The organism is Polyangiaceae bacterium (genome assembly GCA_020633205.1).
GTDB lineage: Bacteria > Myxococcota_A > Polyangia > Polyangiales > Polyangiaceae > JAHBVY01.
On sequence record JACKEB010000016.1, the window covers coordinates 85,079 to 104,264 of the forward strand.

The 19,186-nt window shown below is 64.6% G+C and carries 14 protein-coding genes; 4 read left to right on the forward strand and 10 right to left on the reverse strand.

Going from position 1 to position 19,186, the window contains the following annotated elements; genetic code table 11:
* Positions 1 to 12: 12 nt before the first annotated feature.
* A complete protein-coding gene (locus tag H6718_25100; GenBank protein ID MCB9588712.1) occupies positions 13 to 1,503 on the forward strand; it encodes a hypothetical protein in 1,491 nt (496 codons plus the stop codon).
* A 44-nt stretch (positions 1,504 to 1,547) separates the two neighbouring features.
* Here the strand turns inward: H6718_25100 and H6718_25105 are convergent, their stop codons facing one another.
* The 10 genes from H6718_25105 to H6718_25150 form a co-directional block, all read right to left on the reverse strand.
* The gene (locus H6718_25105) at positions 1,548 to 2,876 is read right to left on the reverse strand and encodes a hypothetical protein (GenBank protein ID MCB9588713.1); all 1,329 of its coding nucleotides are present in this window, start codon (positions 2,874 to 2,876) and stop codon (positions 1,548 to 1,550) included.
* Positions 2,873 to 3,922, reverse strand: coding sequence for an SDR family oxidoreductase (locus H6718_25110; GenBank protein MCB9588714.1), 1,050 nt, complete (start codon positions 3,920 to 3,922; stop codon positions 2,873 to 2,875). The genes H6718_25105 and H6718_25110 overlap by 4 nt, the downstream gene beginning before the upstream one ends.
* 81 nt (positions 3,923 to 4,003) lie before the next feature.
* Positions 4,004 to 5,584: a hypothetical protein gene (locus tag H6718_25115; GenBank protein ID MCB9588715.1), complete on the reverse strand. Its 1,581-nt coding sequence runs from the start codon at positions 5,582 to 5,584 to the stop codon at positions 4,004 to 4,006.
* A 59-nt stretch (positions 5,585 to 5,643) separates the two neighbouring features.
* Positions 5,644 to 7,437 carry a hypothetical protein gene (locus tag H6718_25120; protein ID MCB9588716.1) on the reverse strand — a complete coding sequence of 598 codons (1,794 nt, stop codon included), beginning with the start codon at positions 7,435 to 7,437 and terminating at the stop codon, positions 5,644 to 5,646.
* A 104-nt stretch (positions 7,438 to 7,541) separates the two neighbouring features.
* Complete coding sequence (gene ssb / locus H6718_25125; GenBank protein ID MCB9588717.1) at positions 7,542 to 8,045, reverse strand: single-stranded DNA-binding protein; 504 nt, start codon at positions 8,043 to 8,045, stop codon at positions 7,542 to 7,544.
* 235 nt (positions 8,046 to 8,280) lie between these two features.
* Positions 8,281 to 8,679, reverse strand: a complete 399-nt coding sequence (locus H6718_25130; protein ID MCB9588718.1) for a MerR family transcriptional regulator — start codon at positions 8,677 to 8,679, stop codon at positions 8,281 to 8,283.
* A gap of 97 nt (positions 8,680 to 8,776) precedes the next feature.
* Positions 8,777 to 9,166, reverse strand: coding sequence for an integration host factor subunit alpha (locus H6718_25135; GenBank protein MCB9588719.1), 390 nt, complete (start codon positions 9,164 to 9,166; stop codon positions 8,777 to 8,779).
* Positions 9,167 to 9,427: 261 nt separating this feature from the next.
* Complete coding sequence (locus tag H6718_25140; GenBank protein MCB9588720.1) at positions 9,428 to 10,918, reverse strand: glycosyltransferase; 1,491 nt, start codon at positions 10,916 to 10,918, stop codon at positions 9,428 to 9,430.
* A 312-nt stretch (positions 10,919 to 11,230) separates the two neighbouring features.
* Positions 11,231 to 12,580, reverse strand: a complete 1,350-nt coding sequence (locus H6718_25145) for a tetratricopeptide repeat protein (GenBank protein ID MCB9588721.1) — start codon at positions 12,578 to 12,580, stop codon at positions 11,231 to 11,233.
* 218 nt (positions 12,581 to 12,798) lie between these two features.
* A complete protein-coding gene (locus H6718_25150) occupies positions 12,799 to 14,241 on the reverse strand; it encodes a protein kinase (protein MCB9588722.1) in 1,443 nt (480 codons plus the stop codon).
* A 91-nt stretch (positions 14,242 to 14,332) separates the two neighbouring features.
* On the opposite strand from H6718_25150, the gene polA reads away from it, so the two are divergent.
* From polA to H6718_25165, 3 genes are read left to right on the forward strand one after another with little or no spacing between them, the layout of a single operon-like run.
* Positions 14,333 to 17,074 (forward strand): DNA polymerase I, encoded by a 2,742-nt coding sequence (polA, locus tag H6718_25155; GenBank protein ID MCB9588723.1) that lies wholly within the window; start codon positions 14,333 to 14,335, stop codon positions 17,072 to 17,074.
* A gap of 58 nt (positions 17,075 to 17,132) precedes the next feature.
* On the forward strand, positions 17,133 to 18,461 hold the full coding sequence (locus H6718_25160) for an FAD-dependent oxidoreductase (protein ID MCB9588724.1): 1,329 nt from the start codon (positions 17,133 to 17,135) through the stop codon (positions 18,459 to 18,461).
* On the forward strand, positions 18,458 to 19,162 hold the full coding sequence (locus tag H6718_25165) for a glycosyltransferase family 2 protein (protein ID MCB9588725.1): 705 nt from the start codon (positions 18,458 to 18,460) through the stop codon (positions 19,160 to 19,162). Before H6718_25160 ends, H6718_25165 begins: the two co-directional genes overlap by 4 nt.
* Positions 19,163 to 19,186: the final 24 nt, after the last annotated feature.

The window sequence follows — 19,186 nt, forward strand, 5'->3', positions numbered from 1 at the left end:
CTGGGGGGAGCGATGAAGGCTGAGCCGCCGGTCGTCATCCAAGGACCCGAGCTACGACGACCAGCGCGGGTCCTGACGTCAGCCCCGGTGCTTGCGGTGCTCTTCGTCGTCGGGCTCGGTGCATTGTCCCATCGCGTACCAAGCTTGCAGCGCCTCGCGCTCTTCGACCCGCTACCGGAGGCGGAGGCCGCACCGCCGAGCGTGCCGGCCCCAGTGCTGGTCGAAGGCGAGTCGACGCTCGAATCGGAGACCACAGAACGCCCGGAGCTGGCTCAACCCGAGAACGTAGAAATCCCTACCGGGAGCCGTGGACCGATCGCGGCCGAACAGGGCCCTGCACTGGAGCCCATCAACGTCGAGAAGCCGCCGGTCCCGATCGAAGATCCGTCCGGAAAGGCACTCGACGGCTTCTACGCTGCCCTCGGCCGAGCACAACGCAAGCAACCAGACGGCATCGTCCGGGTGCTCCACTTCGGCGACTCCATCGTCACGTCCGACTACGTGAGCGGCACGCTACGCCGCAAGCTCCAGGGGCGCTTCGGGGACGCCGGCCACGGCTTCATGCTGATGGCGAACGCCTGGCCCGCGTACTTCCACAACGACGTGAGTCGCTTCGCGTCCAGTGGCTGGAAGGTCAGCCGCATCGTGGGGCCACTGTCCCCTGATGGCCTCTACGGCCTCGGCGGCGTCAGCTTCCGCGCGCCTCCGGGCTCTCGAGCGCGCTTCGGAACCGCCAAGAGCGGACACTACGGGCTCAACGTCTCACGCTACGAGGTCTCCTACATGAAGGAGCCGGGCGGCGGGAAGATCCAGCTGAACCTCGACGGCAAGCAGTACAAGGTGCTCGATACCAGCGCCGACGAGAAGCAGACCGCCGTCGAGACGATCGAGGTACCCGACGGCGCTCATGAGCTGGAGGTGGTCACCATCAAGGGCAGCTCTCGCGCGTTCGGCGTGGTGATGGAGCGAGACGTCCCCGGCGTCGTGCTGGACGCGATCGGCGTACAAGGCGCGCGCATCCGCTTCCTCGACAAGCAAGACGACGCTCACTGGGCGGAGCAGCTGAGATGGCGAAAGCCGAACCTCTTGATCTTCGAGTTCGGGGCGAACGAAAGCGGCGATGGCTTCGCTTACCCGATGGATCAGTATCACGAGACCATGAAGGCAGTGCTCCAGCAGGCGCGTAAGGCAGTGCCTGACGCGGGCTGCTTGATCATCTCCGCAATGGACCGCGCGGAAAAGAAGGGTGCGAGCTTGCAGAGCATGGCGGTGATCCCCGCCATCGTGAAAGAGCAAAAGAGCGCCTCGAAGGAAGTCGGCTGCGCGTTCTTCAATACCTACGAGGCCATGGGAGGCCCAGGCTCGATGGCAGCCTGGGTCGGTCGCGGTCTAGGCCAGGCTGACCTCACCCACCCCACGGGCAGCGGCTCCGAAGTGCTAGCGAGCTGGATCTTCCGCGCTCTGATGTCGGGCTACGACGACTACAACAAGCGACGCCACTGACGTCCTCGCCCGCGCATCTATTACCGCGCGGCAACATAACCGCGTCACCTTCCCAGCAGGAAGTCCGCCGTGGCGTCGCCCAGCTTTTGATAGCCCTTCGGGGTTAGGTGGATGTGATCAGGCGCTGCTAGCGGCGGGCTCTGCTTGGCCCAGCGTGTGATGCTGCCCTTGCCTCCCATGGCGTCGAACACGCTGAAGTAGGCGCAGCCAAGCGAGGTGGCCACGCTTCGCTCTAGCTGGTCGATGGCCATGACCCGTTCTTCATTCTTCACCCAGTCTGTCGGCCCGAAGAGCGCGCAGCTGGTTTCCGGAGCCGCACGCCGCACGCGCTTCATCAGTGACTCGAACTGCGGGCGGTACTTCTCCACGGCGTAGTTCGCCCCGGCTTCGTTGGTGCCGTAGGCCAAGATCACGAGATCTGGCTCGCGTTGCTTCAAGAGTTCCACGAAGGCTCCTTCTTCCCAGGCTAGAGCCGTCGCAACGCGCGCACCGTTGATGCCCAGCGTGTCCAGCACAACGCCCGGTCCCGAGCCCTCGAGCACCGCGCCGAACAACTCGGGGCGACCGCTGCCGGGTTCAATCACCAGTGACTCGGACGCCGAGCCTTCGAGCAAACTCCGCTCAATCTGCCCAACGTGCTTGGCCTTGACAGTCTTGCTCTTGTCGCCCAGTTTCACGCGGAAACGCGTCTTGCCGTCGGGCATGCGGAAGTACAGCGTCCAGCGCGCCGTTCCCTTGAGGGTGCCTGAGCGCGGCGTGAGGGTAAGCTTCGCGTCGCCGCTCCCGAACGAAGTGCGCACTCCGCCGATCCCGAACACACCGTCAGCGGTCTTGCTAGACGTCGAGGGTGCGCCGGGGATGTGTTGCCAGTCGCCGTCCCGGCTGATGCTGAAGCCTGAGTGCCGGTAAGGGTCGAGCCCAAGATACACGAAGCCAGGACCGCCAGGAGCGGCTTCTGCGTTCAAGCGTTGCCGCACGGCATCAGTCCAGAAGTCAGCGGCAGTATGTGAATCGCCCAACCAGGTCACGCGGATGGAGCGCTTGCGCTTGCCGTCCTTCAACTCACGCAGTGCGGCCTGAAAACGTCCGAGGGGGCCTTTCGCTGCTTCCGGAGCCGGGTCTGGGGCAGGCTCTTCCACCGCGGCTACAGAGACCTCGGGAGCGGGCGCCTCAGGCGGCGATGTGGAGGCCTCGGACACGCTGGTGGGCACGCTGACGGGGTCTTGGGGGGGAGGCGCGCTCGGCTGCGCTGAAGGAAGCGTGCCGGTGCCGCAAGTCACGACCACCACGAGGCTGCCCAGCACCAGCGCGGCGTAGAGCAACTGTCGATCATTCTGAGGGCGTTGGCTGTCCACCGGCTTGCGTCGACTCACCTGAGAGCGACCTCGGGTACGTCACCGCGCAAGCGATCTTCCTTCAGGCGGCGCTGCACGTAAGAGACGAGCTCTTCGATGTAGCTATCGAGGCTTGGACAATGGATGCCAGAGCCGCGCAGCAGCTCGTCGGCGTGAGTGGTGTCGTAGCGGACGTCGGTGGCCAACAGGTCCACCATGGCTCGCTGATTCTTCGAGATCAAGTTCACGCCCGGCACTCGCAGCACCGCTTTGCTGACGCCGCTTGGAATGAAACGACTCGCCAGGCGCTTCCCTCCAGCGCGAGCAACTAGCTCGAACACCTGCCGCACGCTCAAGGGTGCTGGATCCGCGAGGTGAAAGGTCCTGCCCAGCGCTGCAGGTTGACGCCCAAGGTAAGCCGCCGCACGCACGACGAAGTCGATGGGGACGAGGTTCAATGGCGTGTCGCCTCGTGTTGGAAGCGGTATGGCGACCTCGCTCGGGCTGCTGAGCAGCAGCAGCATCATCATGTACGGACCGTCCAGGCGGTCGACTTCGCCAGTGGTCGAGTCCCCAACGATTTGCGTGGGCCGAATCACACAAATCGGCAAATCTGCCATGGCTGCGCGCGCGATGCGCTCCGCCCGCGCTAGCGTCTTCTCAACGGCGCCCCGGAAAGCCTGACCCGCGTTGAGCTCGTGCTCATAGACGACGCCGGTGCGGTCTCCGCTGACGATGGCGCTCGAGTGCACGACGACACTCAAGAGCTGGGACGAGCAGCGCGCGAACTCGATGATCTCGCGCATCGCCCCCAAGTTGACTTCGTTAGCCATTTGGCGACCTACGCCCTGATAGGTCACCTGAGCGCAGTGGTGGATGCGCTGCACCTTCTGAGACAGCTCGCGGTACTCCTTGCCGCTCAAACCGAGGTCCATCGCAGCGGCGTCGCCCTCCACCATCACCAACCGTTGCCGCGCGGCACTGGACAACGCCTCATGGTGTAAGCGCGCCTCCTCCGCGAACTTTTCCCGCACGATCACGTAGATCAAGCTGTTCGGTTGACTGGCGAGCAGCTCGTCGACCATCTTGCGGCCACGAAATGTTGGGTAGCCGGTGACTAGGATTGTCTCATCGTAGGCCAATGCTGCGCCCTCCCGAGCGGTGGCTCACTGACCACAGAAGTAGTTGCCCACGCCAAGCAACCAATCGCCGACGTCACCGTTGAACTGACAGAAAGCAGCTGGCCCAGTGATCGCCGCCTGGTTGCAGTAGAGCCCCACGAGGTAGTCCTCGCAGTCGCCACCACTTCCGAAGACTTCGTTGCCGCAGGCGTCTTGGTCGGCGTCACTGCACGTGCCGCACGCGGCTTGGTTGCACTGCGCCGCGCAGGTAAAGCTATGGTTGCAGCTCGCGGACAGGAAGGGCGCCAGGCAGCGCGAGTAAGCATCGTCTCCGGTGAACTGCAGCATGCAGTCGTAGCAGGAGGGGTTGCGGTTCAGCAGCTGCCCGAACGCGGAGCCGCAGCTGCCTTGGGAACACCCTGTCGCCAGCTGGTTCAAATCATCCGAGCTGCACGCGTTGGAGCGAAACGCCGGCGATGTTGCAGCGCTGGGGCTGCAACCTGGGTAGGCGGCAGGGCATGTCGAGCCGTTGCTGCACACCTGGCCTTGGCAGGTCTCGCCCTGGGCGCCGCAGTTTTCGCAGAGGCCTCCGAACTGCCCACACGCTTGGTTTCCTGACCCCGGACGGCACTGACCATTGCCGGTGCAACAGCCCGCGCAGTTGTCCGGCCCGCAGTGGGTGCCGTTGTAGCAAAACCCTTGGGGTGCGCACGCTTGGCCGCTGCTCGCGCAGTTGCTGCAAGTACCTCCAGAAGAGCCACACGCTTGATCGTTACGGCCGTCGCGGCAAACGCCGCTTGCGTCACAACATCCGTTGGGACAAGTCGCCGAGCTGCAGCTCGGAACGAAAGCACAGTATCCTCCCGGAACCGAACACTGCAGGCCGGTGCTACTGCAGCTCTCGCACTGCTCGCCGTCGCTACCGCACTCTCCATTGCTGGTACCCGGCCGGCAACTCCCCGAGGCATCACAACAACCATCGCAGTTGGCAGGGCTGCAAGCGGGAGGAGGCCCTTCACACTGGCCGGCGACGCAGCCCTCGCCCAGAGCTGAGCAGTTGGCGCACGTAGCACCGGCGTTCCCACACGCGTCGCTCGTATCCCCTCCGCGGCAAACACCCGCGGCGTCGCAGCAACCAGAACACGACATGCTCGAGCACTCCGGAGGTTTGCCAGCGCAGGTCCCCGCCTGGCAATCGAACCCGAGCTCCGCGCAATCCGCACACAACGCGCCGCTGACCCCGCACGCCGTGATCTCATCTCCTGCCTGACAGGCGCCGGTTGCTGGATCGCAACAACCATCACAGGTACCGGGACCGCACGCTGGTGCTCCACCAACGCCACCACTGCCGGCGTTCCCCGCGGCCCCAGCGTTGCCGCCTTGTCCACCGACGCCGCCGCCGGCGTTGCCGCCCTGAGCGCCTGCACCGCCAGTCCCCGCGGAACCGCCGCTGACCGAGCCGCCACTCGCTCCGACACCAGAACTGCCCGAGACGCCGCCAAAGCCACCACTGGAGGTCCCAGCACTGCCACCGGTCGCGTCTTCATCCTCGAGGTCGCTGCGCCCGAGACAGCCCGAGAGCAGTCCGGCGGCGGCGACGACTGCCCAGAGCATCCCGCGCCTCATGGGCGGTATTCTACAACATCGATGGGGCAAGCAGCGAGCGGCGCGCTGGCCCGCTCGGATCAACGGCGCAGCATCATGCGAGCCAGAGACTGCAGCGCACCTTGATCACCGTCGACCCGCACCAGAGCCAGGCCACCCCGACGTCCCAGGGTGAGCAGCACCGGGGAGTCGGCTCCGGGCGCCGTCGAGTCCGTCCGCACCAAGCGACCCGGCTGGAACATCAACGCAAACGCGACTTCCAGCTTGGCGCGGCGGATTTGCTCGGAGAGCTCCGGGTGGGCCGCAAGCGACTTTTCATCGGCGGCGTTCACCAGCTCCCCAAGGGCAGGGCCCGCCTCCTTAGCGATGGCTCCCCGAAGCTTGGAGTCCGTCGCCTGCCACAAGAACTCGAAGCGCTTTGGCTCCACCTTCGCTCCAGGAGGGAGCTTGGACGCCTTGGGTTTCAGCTCGAAGCCGATGCGATCGGGCGCGGGCGTCACGTCGGGCGCCTTCCCTTTGCCGATGCTGGTCTTGATCTGCCCAAGAAACTCCTCGAGCGGTTGGGAGAACGCCTTGACACCAAGGAGGCCGCGTCCGTCACGGATCCCCTTTTCCAGCTGACCCTTGTCACTGACGTCTGCGGCAATCAGCAGCGCAAGCTCGTCGCTGCCCGATGCGCGTCCCAAGCCAAGCGCGAGCTGGTTTCCGCGTCCGTTCGCGAGCTCGGTGAGCACAGCCTGGAGGCGCTTGCGATCTGCATCAGACAGGCGCGAATCAAGGAGCTTCGCGAAGGTCTCCTCGGTCGCCTTCGCGCTCTCGAGGCGACCGGCAGCACTGCTCTGGGTCAGGAGTGCGAGACTCGTGCCGCGCGGCAACGCCTTGAGCAGCGACAAGTCCCCGGTAGGCATGTCTGACACCAGCTGCTTCGCCTCCCCGCTCGGCTTGGGCGTGATTTGAAGCTCGGCCTCGAGGTGCCGGTCTCCCGGGGTGACGATCAGCTTGGCCTGCTGAGAGCCTTCGACGATGGCAACCAAGTCGTCGACGGCGCTCTCGATCCCCAGCAGAGCCGCCGCCGGATCGCCAAAGTCGGGGGCACGGCCACCGCGCGCTTTACGCGCCTGGAGGTCCATCTCCTGCAGCTGCTCGCGACGCTTTTTCCAAGCGGCTTTGATGCGCTTGGAGACGGGGCCCGCGAGCGCCTTCTCCGAAGCAAGGGCGACAATCGGCTCCTTCGGCGCCGCCTGCTTGCTCAGCGTACGCACCACGTATGGCCCCGCCTTGTCGAGCGCGGCCGGAACGTTCCCGACGAGCAGGTAGTTCCCCAACACCCCCATCCCGAGCGGCTGGGCGTTGCCGGGATTCCTGGGGGTGAGCATGCTGATCTGCGTCTCGTCGTTGCGCTTCATTTCGAAGCGCGCGTCAGCGCCTTTGGTCACGGCTGCGATGAGCTCGCGCCCGCTGCGCAGATGCACCGCCAACACCAACCCGGGGTCGCCCTCCCCGACGTCCACCAACGCGCCCACGACTGGCAGCCCCGCATCGATGCTGGACGAAGCGGTTGGCGGCAGCCCCGTGAGCGTTGTGACCAACACCGGGTAGTTCGCCGGAAGGAGCGCGGCGCCCGCCCCAGCGAGCCCCCGGAGCTCCTTCCAAGTCGGCTCTGGCTGCGCGATGAACACGTCGGCAACAAGGCTCTCCGGAGCCGGGACCGGAGAGAGATCCTCCACGGGCGCCGCAGAGGCCACAGGCTTGCTCTGGTTGTCGTCGTCACAGCCGACCAAGCCAAACAGCGCAGCGCCCAAGACTAGCGGAAGGAGTCCCCGGACCATGCCGGTGGTGCGGCGCCCCACAACGCGTCGAGCGATAGGATTCATCGATTACCTTCAGGATTAGTTCGCACTACCGGCGGGCTGTTTCGAGGGTCCTGCGACCCCCATCTCGAGCCATTCCCGGCTCACGGAGCTTTCAACGACGACTCTCAGAACGGGATGTCATCGTCGCCCCCACCGTAGTCCATGTCATCGTAGCCGCCACCGCCACCGCCACCGCCACCGCCGGATGGCTCGTTGTAGCCGCCGCCGCCACCGCCACCGCCGCCGCCACCGTAGCCGCCGCCGCCGTAGCCGCCCTCGTCGCGACCACCGCCGCCACCACCGCGCCCGGCGAGGATGACTTCGCGGGCAACGACTTCCGTGCGGTACCGTTTCTGGCCCTCGACTTCGTAGCTCGAAGTGCGCAGGCTGCCTTCAACGAAGATACGGGTGCCCTTGGTCAGGAACTTGCCTAACGCCTCGCCGCGCTTCCCCCACACCACCACGCTGTGCCATTCGGTGCGCTCCTGGCGAACCCGATTTTTGTCCAGGTAGGTTTCGCTGGTGGCGAGACGCAGCTTGAGCACCGCCTGCCCTCCTCCAGTCATCCTCAGCTCCGGATCGGCTCCGAGGTTTCCGAGTAGCATCACGCGGTTCAATCCTTCGGCCATGGGTACTCCTCGTGTTGGCTGCCAGTCAGCCAACAAGCTTGTTCTAGCGGTATGGGTTCGTTGATCGACACGCTGGCCGTAGCGAGCGTGCGGGCGCTGTTTGCCCGGAGTGGTCTGGTGCTCGCTTCACGGCGCCGCGTCAAGCAAGCTAGTGCGGAGCGCCTCCACTCCCTGACAAACAATGTCGGGCTGAGGGCAGCTCCGGGACCGTCAAAACCGGGGGACAGCGGACGATTCAGCGTACGTCTTCGCCGAGTTCCCGAAGCAACCCAACCACTTCCCCCCGAATCGACCTCAGCTGATCCAGCATCCCAGAGTCAGCCACGGGCGCTGGCGGGGAGACCTGAGGCTGCGCCTCTTCTGCCACCGCTTCGGTGCTCGCGACGCCATCCCGCAGGCGCTTGCGCGCACCCGCAATGGTGTACCCCTGGTTGTACAGCAGGTCCTTGACTCGCAGCAGCTTGTCGACGTCCCGACGCGAGTAGATGCGCTGTCCCTTGCGCGACTTCTGAGGCCGGATGGTGCGAAACTCCGTCTCCCAGTAGCGCAGCACATGGGGCTCGACTCCGACGATCTCCGAGACCTCTCCGATGCGGTAGTAGAGCTTTACGGGCGGTCGCTTCTCGTTAGCCACGGACTCATTGGGTGCCGTGCCCAGCGCGAGAACGCAATGGCTAACCGCCGTCTTTGCGGTTCTTTTGCTGATCCGCTGCGGCTACGCGACGCCGGGCTCACTCGCCGTGGTCGGCTGAGAAAGAAGCGTGACTCGGGTTGCTCGGACTGGAGGCGTCTGGGTCAGACGCAGCGCCCGGGTCGGAGCGAAGTTCATCTTCAGTCAGGTCGGCGTTCAGCGCCTGCTTCAGCAGCTGACTCGCCTTGAAGTTCAGCACGCGGCGCTCTGTGATCACGATGGGCTCGCCAGTTTGAGGGTTGCGGCCCTGGCGCTGACGCTTGTCGCGCAGCACGAAATTGCCAAACCCGGAGATCTTGATCTTTTCGCCGCGTGCGAGGGTCTCTTTCATGGTCTCGAAGACGTCGTCCACGAGGTCCGCAGATTCCTTCTTCGAATACCCTCCCCCGGCATCGGTGTAGACGGCGTTTACGATGTCAGCCTTCGTCATGTCCGAACCCCCAGCCTCGAGCTCGTCCCATTTGAGATGCCGGAGGTCTTCATCAGAAGCCCGCCTCAGCACCCCGGACTCAAGTAGCGTAGCGTGAGACGCCAAAAAGTCCATAGGTAACGGGAAGCTACGAGAACCGGGCTAGTGGCCGCTACAGTGGGCGATGGTAGGGAACGGCGCCTGTGTGATGCACAAAGCAAGACGGGCGTGCTCCTGGCCGAGGCCGTCGGAGTCACGCCCGTTGGCGATTTTCAGCTGTTTTTAGCTGGCAGAAGCAGCGCCCGGAACCCGGTCGGCCTCCCCAGACTTCTCCGCGCGAGGCACGAGCTGCTCAGAAGTAACGGTCCAGGCCACGTAGCCGTAGCCGAGCGCGAACAGCATCGTGAAGGGGGTCGCGAACCAGTGGCCGGTCTCGACCGAGGCGACGACGCTCGCGATGCTGATGAGCGTCAGGCCAATCTCCACGAAGGGCAGCTGCGCGGCCTGTCGGTAGCGACCGAGCTGACTTCCGCGCTTGGGAGTGCGCACGAACTCACCGCTCATGCTGCGTAGCCCATCAAACACCGCGCGAGTCAGGTGTGGGCTGAGGCCTGCGCCCAGGGCGATGAGCGCCGGAAGCTTCTTCAGGGCTCCAAACACCGAGCGACCCTGGGCGCGCTCCGCGAGGCAGTAGAAGGTCGCCAGCGAACCGGTAGCGCCGAAGCACAGCGGAAGATCGACGATGAACATCGTGCCAACGTCGACGGCAGGCATCAGCACCAGCGCGGGGAGAATCAAGATGCTGAGCAGCAGCATCAACGGGTACGCGAAGTGAGGCGTCAGGTGGAAGAACGCTTCGAGACGCTGAGAGCGGCTGAGATCCGCGCGCATCACGCGCCCCAGCAGCTTGCGAGCCGTCTGCACGGTGCCCTTCGCCCAGCGGTATTGCTGAGCCCGAAAGGCCGACAAATCTTCGGGGAGCTCTGCGGGGGTGAGGACGTCCGGTCGGTACACGAAGCGCCAGCCCTTGAGCTGCGCGCGGTACGAGAGATCCAGGTCCTCCGTCAGCGTGTCGTGTTCCCAACCACCCGCTTCGTGGATCGCAGCGGCGCGCCAGATCCCGCCCGTGCCGGAGAAGTTGAAATAGCAACCGGCGCCGTAGCGAGCGCGGTTCTCCACCATGTGGTGCCCATCAAGCATCAGCGCTTGAACGCTGGTCAACAGGTTCTGGTGGCGATTCATGTGACCCCAGCGGGTCTGCACCATCGCAATCTCGGGTGACTGGAAGTGCGGAGCCACGTCACGCAAAAACCTGGGCTGCGGGACGAAGTCGGCGTCGAAAATCGCGATCAGCTCGCCCTTGGCTCGCGCTAGACCGAAGTCCAGAGCGCCCGCCTTGTAGCCATGCCGGTCGGGGCGACGGATGTAGCTGATGTCGAGACCAGTGCTCGCTAGCTTCGCGACCTTCGCTTCCGCGATGCCCCGCGTCTCGTCCGTCGAGTCGTCCAGCACCTGGATCTCCAAACGGTCCGCCGGGTAGTCGACCTTCGCCACGGCATCGAGCAAGCGCTCGACCACGGTGGCCTCGTTATACAGCGGCAGCTGGATGGTCACGCGGGGTAGTTCCGCGTCGCTCAAAGGAGCTACATCAGCAACCGCTTCGATCCGGCGGCGATGGCGCCAGCAGCTGAAGACCAGGTGCAGGCGGTGCAACCCGTAGGTGCAGAGCAAGAGCAGGATCGCGAAATAGAGAACGACGAAGACAGTAACCATAGAGCCTGTTCGCTCGACTACCATCCCGCTTGGGAGCAAATGTCATTACAATGTAATTCTTTGCATGAAGCTGTCGCCATACGGATCTGTGTGTCATTTCAGTAAGTTGCGAAATGGGGCGCGACATCTGGACGACTCACGGGTCGCCTCCTGAGCGAAACATACGGACTCGCATTCGTATCCGCACGAAAACATAAGGCGCTTCCCTCACCCCCAAACCCGGTGGGGGTGTCGTCAGGAAGATCCCAATCACTCTCGATTGGGGAGGTGCGACGGCGTCCGACTCAGCTCGCCGGGGACTGCCACGAGCGCTCAGAACTGCGAAAAGCCGATCCCGACGCCGACGACGAGCAGGATGTGCAGTGCCTTCTCGTCATCCTGCAGGTCGTACCGATCTTCGTCGACCAGACGACTGCCGAAGCCGGGAGCGGTCTCCGTGTCGTAGTTGGGGTCTCCCCCGAGGCCACCAATCACCGTCGGAACATCGCAGCGCTCATCGCGCTCCGCCGTGACCGTGTCGAAGCGGCTCATCGTGAAGGTCATGAACGGTTCGACGCGGAAAGCTCCGGTCACCGGGATCTGCATGCCGCCACCCAGGCGAAAACCGGTGCCCGAATAGTTCATCGAGTTCTCGCAGGAAGCCTCGCTGCCGTGGGTCACCGTCATGTTCGCGGTCATCTGATGAAGCAGCAGCCCGACTTCACCGTAGAAGCCGAAATCCCCGGGCTGAGTCCCGACCATCAGTCCAAGGCCCGCGCCCGTTGCGTAGGTCGTCGTCTCCACCTGAGTGTCCGAGGCGGTGACGACCGAGTTGAACAACGTGCCCGCCTTCAGGTTGTAGCCCTCGAGCATCAGAAACGGAGTGAAGTACTTCGCGAAGCGATAGCCCCCACGAAGCTCGCCGCCGCCCCCCGGCTGGAACTGATCGCTGATCGGGATCGAACTCTCATCCACGGGGTGCTTGCCGATGTCGCCGATCGGCACTGCACCGCCGAGGTGGATCGCGACGTAAAAGCCTTTGTCCTCCACGCCTTCGCCGACGACGCTGGGCGGCGGATCAGGCGGCGGGTCGACGTCCTTCGCAGCGCCCGTTTCGTTGGGCTTCGGGGTGCGACCCGGAGCGGCGAACGGAGTACCGTCCGGCTTGAGCTCGATCTTGAGATCGAGCTTCTGGCGCTCCACCAGGTTCACCTTGCGCTGCGCCGTGCTGTAACCGGGAGCGCTCGCCTCGATCACCCGCTCGCCAGGGTTCGAAGGTCGGTCCACGCCAATCACGGCGCTCGAGAGCTCGACCCCATCGAGCTTCAGCACGAGTCCCTCGATGCCTGCAGGCTCGATCTCGATGCGCAAGCTTGGCAGCCGCGGCAGCAGCGCCGTGAGCTCTCGCTGACCGTCGGTCTGTGCTTGAACGAACGCAGTGGGTGCGGAAGCATCGAGCTTCACGCGCTCGAGCTTGCGGTAGGTCTCCGCAGCCTCCACCAAGCGCCCGAGCTTTTCCTGGGCGCGAGCGATGTAGAGCAGGTGGATTGGCGCGTCGTATAGCGCTTGGGCGCGGGACACCTTGTCGAGTGCGTCGGCGTACTTGCCCGCTTCGAACGCTTCGATGCCAGCGGTCGCGAGCGTGCGAGCCGTGGCCTTGTCAGCCGCGCTCTGAGCGAGCACCGGCTGGCTGATACAAAGCCCGGAAACCAACGCGAAGACCCCACTCCAGCGTCGACAACGGCTCGTGTGCGGCCGAGAGCGACCGATCGTATTGCCCATCGCATCGAAGTAGAGCGGTCCTTACCCAGCTGGGTCAAGCGGCACACGCGCGGTCGCAAGGCACGTCACGCCACGAGCCGTGCACCTCGTTGTTCGGTGCCTACAGTGAGCTGAGCGTCTCAGTAGCCGATGTCGCGGCCCGTGTTCGCTGGTGGGGGCTTGGGCGTGGCCTTCGGCGGCGCCTTGGGCTCAGGTGCGGGCTGGACGACCTTGGTGACCTTGGGCGTGGTCTTCACCGGCTGAGCCTTGGTGGGCGCTGCCGGCTTCGTGGGTGCGGCGGGCTCGGCACTCGGTGTGGGCACCGCGGGCTCCGCACTCGGCGCAGGCGTTTCCGCACCCGGTGGGTCCGGAGGCGCTGGGGTCACGGCAGGAGGGTCCACAGCGGCGGACAAGCCAGCGCCAGCCAGCGGTTCCGCCGGCGGCTCACTCTTAGCAACACCCGTCCGGCTCATGGCAAACACGCCGACGCCGGCAAGCGTGAGCAGCGCCGCCGCACCAGCGACCCAGAGCAGCGGCCCTCGCTTGGCGCCCTGCTCGGGGGCAGTGTTCTGGGTGAACTCGGTCACCGTTTGCGCCGGGAACCCCGCACTGACGTCTGGCAGGCTCGGATTGCTTAGGCGAATCATCGGAGCCTCGCCGGAAGACACACCCGGAGCCACGCCAAACGCCGCAGCCAGCGCCGTCACCAGCTCGGAAGCGCTCTGAAAGCGCCCATCGGGCTCGCGATTGAGCGCGCGGGCGACCCAGTCATCGAATCCTCGCGGAAGCGCCGGATTGATACTACTGGGCGGGGGCGGATCGATCGTGCAGATCTTGACCAGCAAGTCGCCGATCGCTTCTCCGACGAACGGCAGCTCGCCCACCACACTGCGATACACGATGACGCCAAGGCTCCACAGGTCGGAGCGCTGGTCCACCGTACGCAGCCCTCGCGCTTGCTCCGGACTCATGTAGTAGGGCGTGCCCAGCACGGATCCCGTGCGTGTCGAGGAGCTCGTTTGAGCGTTCTTGTCTAGAAACTTAGCGATGCCGAAATCGACAACCTTCACCAGGTCGCGCTGATCCTCGGCGTCCCAAACCAAAAACACGTTCTCCGGTTTGAGATCACGGTGCACGATGCCCTGTTCGTGCGCCCGAGCCAGCGCACGGCACACCTGAGTGACCAGGCTGATGACCTGTTCTGGCGGGAGCACGCGTTCCCGGTCGAGCCGCGCATCGAGGGGCTCCCCATCGAGGAACTCCATCACGATGTAAGGACAGCCGTCGCTGCCGACACCGTGATCGTACACCTGCACCACGTGCTTGCTGTTCAGACGCGCTGCCGCGTGGGCCTCATTGACGAAGCGCTGGCGTGCCTCGTTGCTGCTCGCGTGCTCCGCCTCGATGAACTTCACCGCGACGCGCGTCCCCAGGGAGGCGTGCACGCCTTCCCACACGGACCCCATTCCTCCACGCCCCAAGAGGCGCGTCAGCTGGTACTTGTCTGCAACCAGCTCAGTTGGGGGCGTCTCCTCGGTGACCACAGCAAACCTGAGGTTACTTGCGGCTGCGGGCGGCTGCAACTTCCCACGAATTCAACCTGAAAAGACACACGTCGGCGCAGGTGGGAGAACGGCCTTGGGGGACCGCGCACTTCACGCTACACGACCCGCCATGGCAACGCGGCTGTTCGAGGCAGGAGATCCCGATGTCCTCTACATCATCGATCTGAGCGGCTACGTCTTTCGCTCGTACCACGCGATCGCGCCTCTAACCTCGCCTTCGGGAGAGCCGACCCACGCGGTCTTCGGCACGGTGAACATGCTCGAGCGCCTGGTGCGTCAGTGCCGGCCCTCGATGCTCGCGGTCGCGATGGACGCCAAGCGCGGCAATTTCCGCACGCAGATATATCCACAATACAAGGCGAACCGGCCCCCAGCGCCTGAAGATCTCAAGCAGCAGATGCAGCGCTGCGGAGAAGTGATCGCCGCGTTCAACATCCCGATTCTGATCGAAGACGGCGTGGAAGCCGATGATCTGATCGCCACCGCCGTGAAGGAGGCCCGCGCGCGCAAACTCAAGGTCGTGGTCGTCAGCGCGGACAAGGACCTCATGCAGCTGGTGGGTCCGGACGTGGTGCTCTGGGACACCATGCGTAACCGCGTGTTTGGTGTACCCGAGGTCGAAGAGCGATTCGGTGTGGGTCCGGCGCAGCTACGAGACCTGCTGGCCCTGATGGGTGACACCTCGGACAACGTCCCCGGTGTGCCCTCGGTGGGTCCCAAGACGGCGCGCGACCTGCTGGTCGAGTACCAAACCCTCGAGGGGATCTACGAGCACGTCGCCGAAATCAAACGCAAGAAGCTCAAAGAGACCCTGGGCGAGTACAAGGACCAGGCGTTCCTCAGCCGCGACCTCGTCACCTTGAAGGACGACTGCGAAATTCAGTTCGACCGTGAGCACCTACGCTACGGCGGACGTGACCTGAGCACGCTGCGCGGGCTGTACACCGAGCTCGGCTTTACCCGGCACCTCTCCGCGCTCGACCAAGAGGAGCAGTACGCCGCAGTTTCCCAAGCTGGGGACGGCCCTGTGGACCCGGAGCCGAAGGAATCCTTCCAAATCGAAGCTGAGTGCGTCGTTTCCTCGGAGAAATTGCGCACCCTCGTCGCAGAAGCAAAAAAGGCGGGGCGCTTCGGTCTGCACGTGCAAGGCGACGTCGAGCAAGCCCCCAGCAGTACGAACCTAGTTGGCATCGGCCTCTCCGTCGATGGCGCCCGCGGTTACTATGTCCCGCTCGGACACCGCACCCTCGATGCGCCAGAGCAAATCCCCACGGATATCGCACGAGAGATCATCGGCCCGCTGCTCGCGGACAGTCGCGTAAAAAAGAGCTGCCACCGCGCGCGCAGCGACGAGCTCCTGTTGAAGCGGCATGGCTACAACCTGGCGGGAGTGGCGTTCGACGCCAGCCTCGCAAGCTACTTGCTCGACCCGGAGTCTCCACCGGAGCTGCCCGCCGTGATTGGCCGCGAGTTCGAGGCGCCGTTCCAAACCTTTGACGCGCTAACCAAAAAGCCCCGACAAAAGCCGATTCCCTTTGGTGAGGTCAGCGTTGGTGAGGCGGCGACCCACGCGGGCGCCGCCGCAGCGTTTGTGCTTCGGCTCTGGGATCGCCTGGCGCCACGCATCGCCGACGAAGGCATGACCGAGGTGCTGGATGAGCTGGAGCTACCCCTCGCATCGGTGCTGAGCGAGATGGAGGGGCTCGGCGTACTGGTCGACATTCCGAAGCTCAAGGCGCAAGGCAAGCAAATCGAAAAGGAACTGGCCCGGCTCGAGAAGCAGGCCCACGAAATCGCCGGAAAGGACTTCAATGTCGGTTCCCCGAGGCAACTCGAGACGCTGCTGTTCGACGAGCTGAAGCTGAAGCCAATCAAGCGCACCAAGACCGCGCGCTCCACCGACGCCGCTACCCTGGAGGCGTTGGCAGAGCAGCACCCGCTGCCGGCCGTAATCCTCGAGCACCGCCAGCTCGCCAAGCTGAAGAGCACCTACATCGACACGCTGCCGAGCCTCGTCAACAAGGACACCGGCCGCATCCACACCCGCTGGCGCCAAACCGTCGCGGCCACTGGGCGCATCAGCTCCGCCGATCCAAACCTGCAGAACATCCCAATCCGCACGGAACTGGGCCGCAGCATTCGCAGCGCCTTCATTGCGCCGCCGGGCCACGAGCTCGTGAGCGGTGACTACTCGCAAATCGAGCTCCGAGTACTAGCCCACCTGAGCCGAGACGAGGTGCTGATCGACGCCTTCAACTCCGGTCAGGACATCCACACCCGTACCGCGATGGAGATCTTCGAAGTCGACGAAGAAGACGTGGACGCCGAATTGCGGCGACGCGCAAAGGCCGTGAACTTCGGCGTGATCTACGGTCAAGGAGACAGCGGTCTCGCCAAGAGCCTGGGCATCAGCCGCGCCGAGGCGAGCTCGTTCATCGCCGCGTACTTCCGCCGCTACCGCGGGGTACGCAGCTTCATGGACGAGACCCTCGAACACGCTCGCGCGGGCGGCTCGGTGCGTACCATGCTCGGTCGCCGGCGCTTGGTGCCCGACCTCCACAGCGCAAACCGCGCCAAGCGCTTCGCCGCCGAGCGCATCGTGATGAACACACCCATCCAGGGCACCGCCGCGGATCTGCTCAAGCTAGCGATGCTGGCGCTGTCGGAGCCCGTGACGCCCGGTTCGCGCATGATCCTCACGGTGCACGACGAGCTGGTATTCGAGGTACCCCACGCAGAAGTTGCGGAGGCGAGCGCCGCCATCAAGGACGTGATGGAGAACGTCTACACCCTCGACGTCCCGCTCGTGGTCGAAGTCGGCCACGGTGCGAGCTGGACCGAAGCCCACTGACCTGGACACGCCCCCACGCGTCTCTTAGCTTCCAACGACCCGCCCTTTCTTCCACGGTATGTCGCCTACTTCGCCCTCGGAACTCACCGACGTCGCCATCATCGGCGCTGGCCTGACCGGCTTGTCCGCGGCGCACCGTCTGGAAGCTCAAGGCCGGGACTATCGCGTCATCGAGCGCCTGTCACACGTCGGGGGCCACGCCATCACGCTGGAAGAGGCGGGCTACCGCTTCGATCGCACCGGACACCTCTTGCACTTGCGGGACCCTCGCACGCGTGAACGAGTGTTGTCGTGGATTGGACCCCATGAGGAGGTGCAACGACGGAGCGCTGTCTTCTCCCACGGCGTCTACACCCGCTACCCCTATCAGGCGAACACCTTCGGGCTTCCGCCCCAGGTCGCCAACGATTGCCTGCTGGGCTTCATCGAAGCGCACTTCCGCAAGGAAAAGCCGGAGGCGAAGAACTTCGAAGAGTTCTGTCGCTTGAACTTTGGCGACGGGATCAGTGACCACTTCATGATCCCCTACAACTGCCGCCTGTGGGGCGTGCACCCGAAGGAAATCACGGCCGAGTGGTGCCAGCGTTTCGTACCCCTGCCCAAGCTGGAAGACGTGGTCGCGGGCGCCGTCGGGTTGAACGACCGCGAGCTCGGCTACAACACCCACTTCGTTTATCCAGAGCAGGGTATCGGCGCACTGCCCCAGGGCATGCTGGCCGCGCTACCCGAAGCGAGCCGCGCTGAGCGGTTGCTGCTCGAGGCTCAAATCGCCCGCGTCGACAGCAAGCGAAAAAAGCTCCACCTGAGCGACGGTCGGGCAATCGAATATCGCCACTTGATCAGCACCGCGCCCCTGGACGTGCTGCTCGGCTTGATGGATCTCCCTCAGCAAGTCGCCGTCGCCGCTAAGCAGCTGCGCTGCACCCACCTCTACTACCTCGACGTGGCGAGCCGCGCTCCCGCGGGGAAACCGCTCCACTGGGCGTACGTCCCGGAGGAGCGCTACCCCTTCTACCGTGTGGGCTGCTACTCGAACTTCAGTGCTGCCATGGCTCCGGAGGGCGGCTCTTGTTACTACGTCGAGCTCGCCAGCCGTGAGGCACCCGAGCTCACTCAGCTGCTGCCGGAGGTGACCGACGGGCTGGTGGAGATGGGTCTCCTGCCAAGCGCCGAAGCCCTGGTATTTGCCCGGCTACGGCGCATCGACCACGCCTACGTGATCTTCGATCACAACTACTATGGGGCGCTGAACGTGATCCGCCCTTACCTCGAGAGCCAAGGCATCATTTCCGCAGGGCGCTACGGGGACTGGAACTACTCCTCCATGGAAGACGCGCTGCTCTTTGGAGAGCGCGCCGTCGATCAGCTAGCCGAGCCGAAGCCGTGAATCCCGAAGTCTCCATCGTCATCCCCGTCTACAACGAGGAAGCCATTCTCCACGCAGCCGTCGTCGACCTGCGTGAGCGCCTCAAGCCTCTGAACTGGAACTACGAGGTGATCCTCGCGGAAAACGGCTCCAGGGACCGCACGCTCGAGATCGCCAAGCAGCTCAGCCAGAAGTACCCCGAAGTTCGCTACTTGAGCGCCGGGGAGCCGAACTACGGGCTCGCCCTGCGTCGTGGGATCCAAGACGCCCGCGGCACCTATGTGTTGTGCGATGAGATCGATCTCTGCGACACGGACTTCCATCAAGAGGCGGTGGACATCCTGCGAGCGGAGCGCGCGCAGCTGGTGATCGGCTCGAAGCTGATCGCCGGCGCAGAAGATGAGCGCCCCTGGGCGCGCCACGCAGCGAGCATCGTCTACACCTCGCTGTTGCGCGCGCTGCTTGGCTTCCGAGGCACCGACACCCACGGCCTAAAGGCGTTCCGCCGAGATAAGCTGCTCGGTCTGGTGAACGCCTGCGTCGTCGACAAGGACGTCTTCGCCAGCGAGTTCGTTATTCGTGCCTATCGCGCCAACGTGGAGATCCTGGAGATCCCCGTGCGTGTGATGGAAAAGCGACCGCCGTCGATCAACCTCTTCAAGCGCGTGCCCAACGTATTGAAGAGCGTCGTCAAGCTGACCGTCGCGATCCGCATGCGCTAGGTGCCCTTTCAGGGCACCTCACCC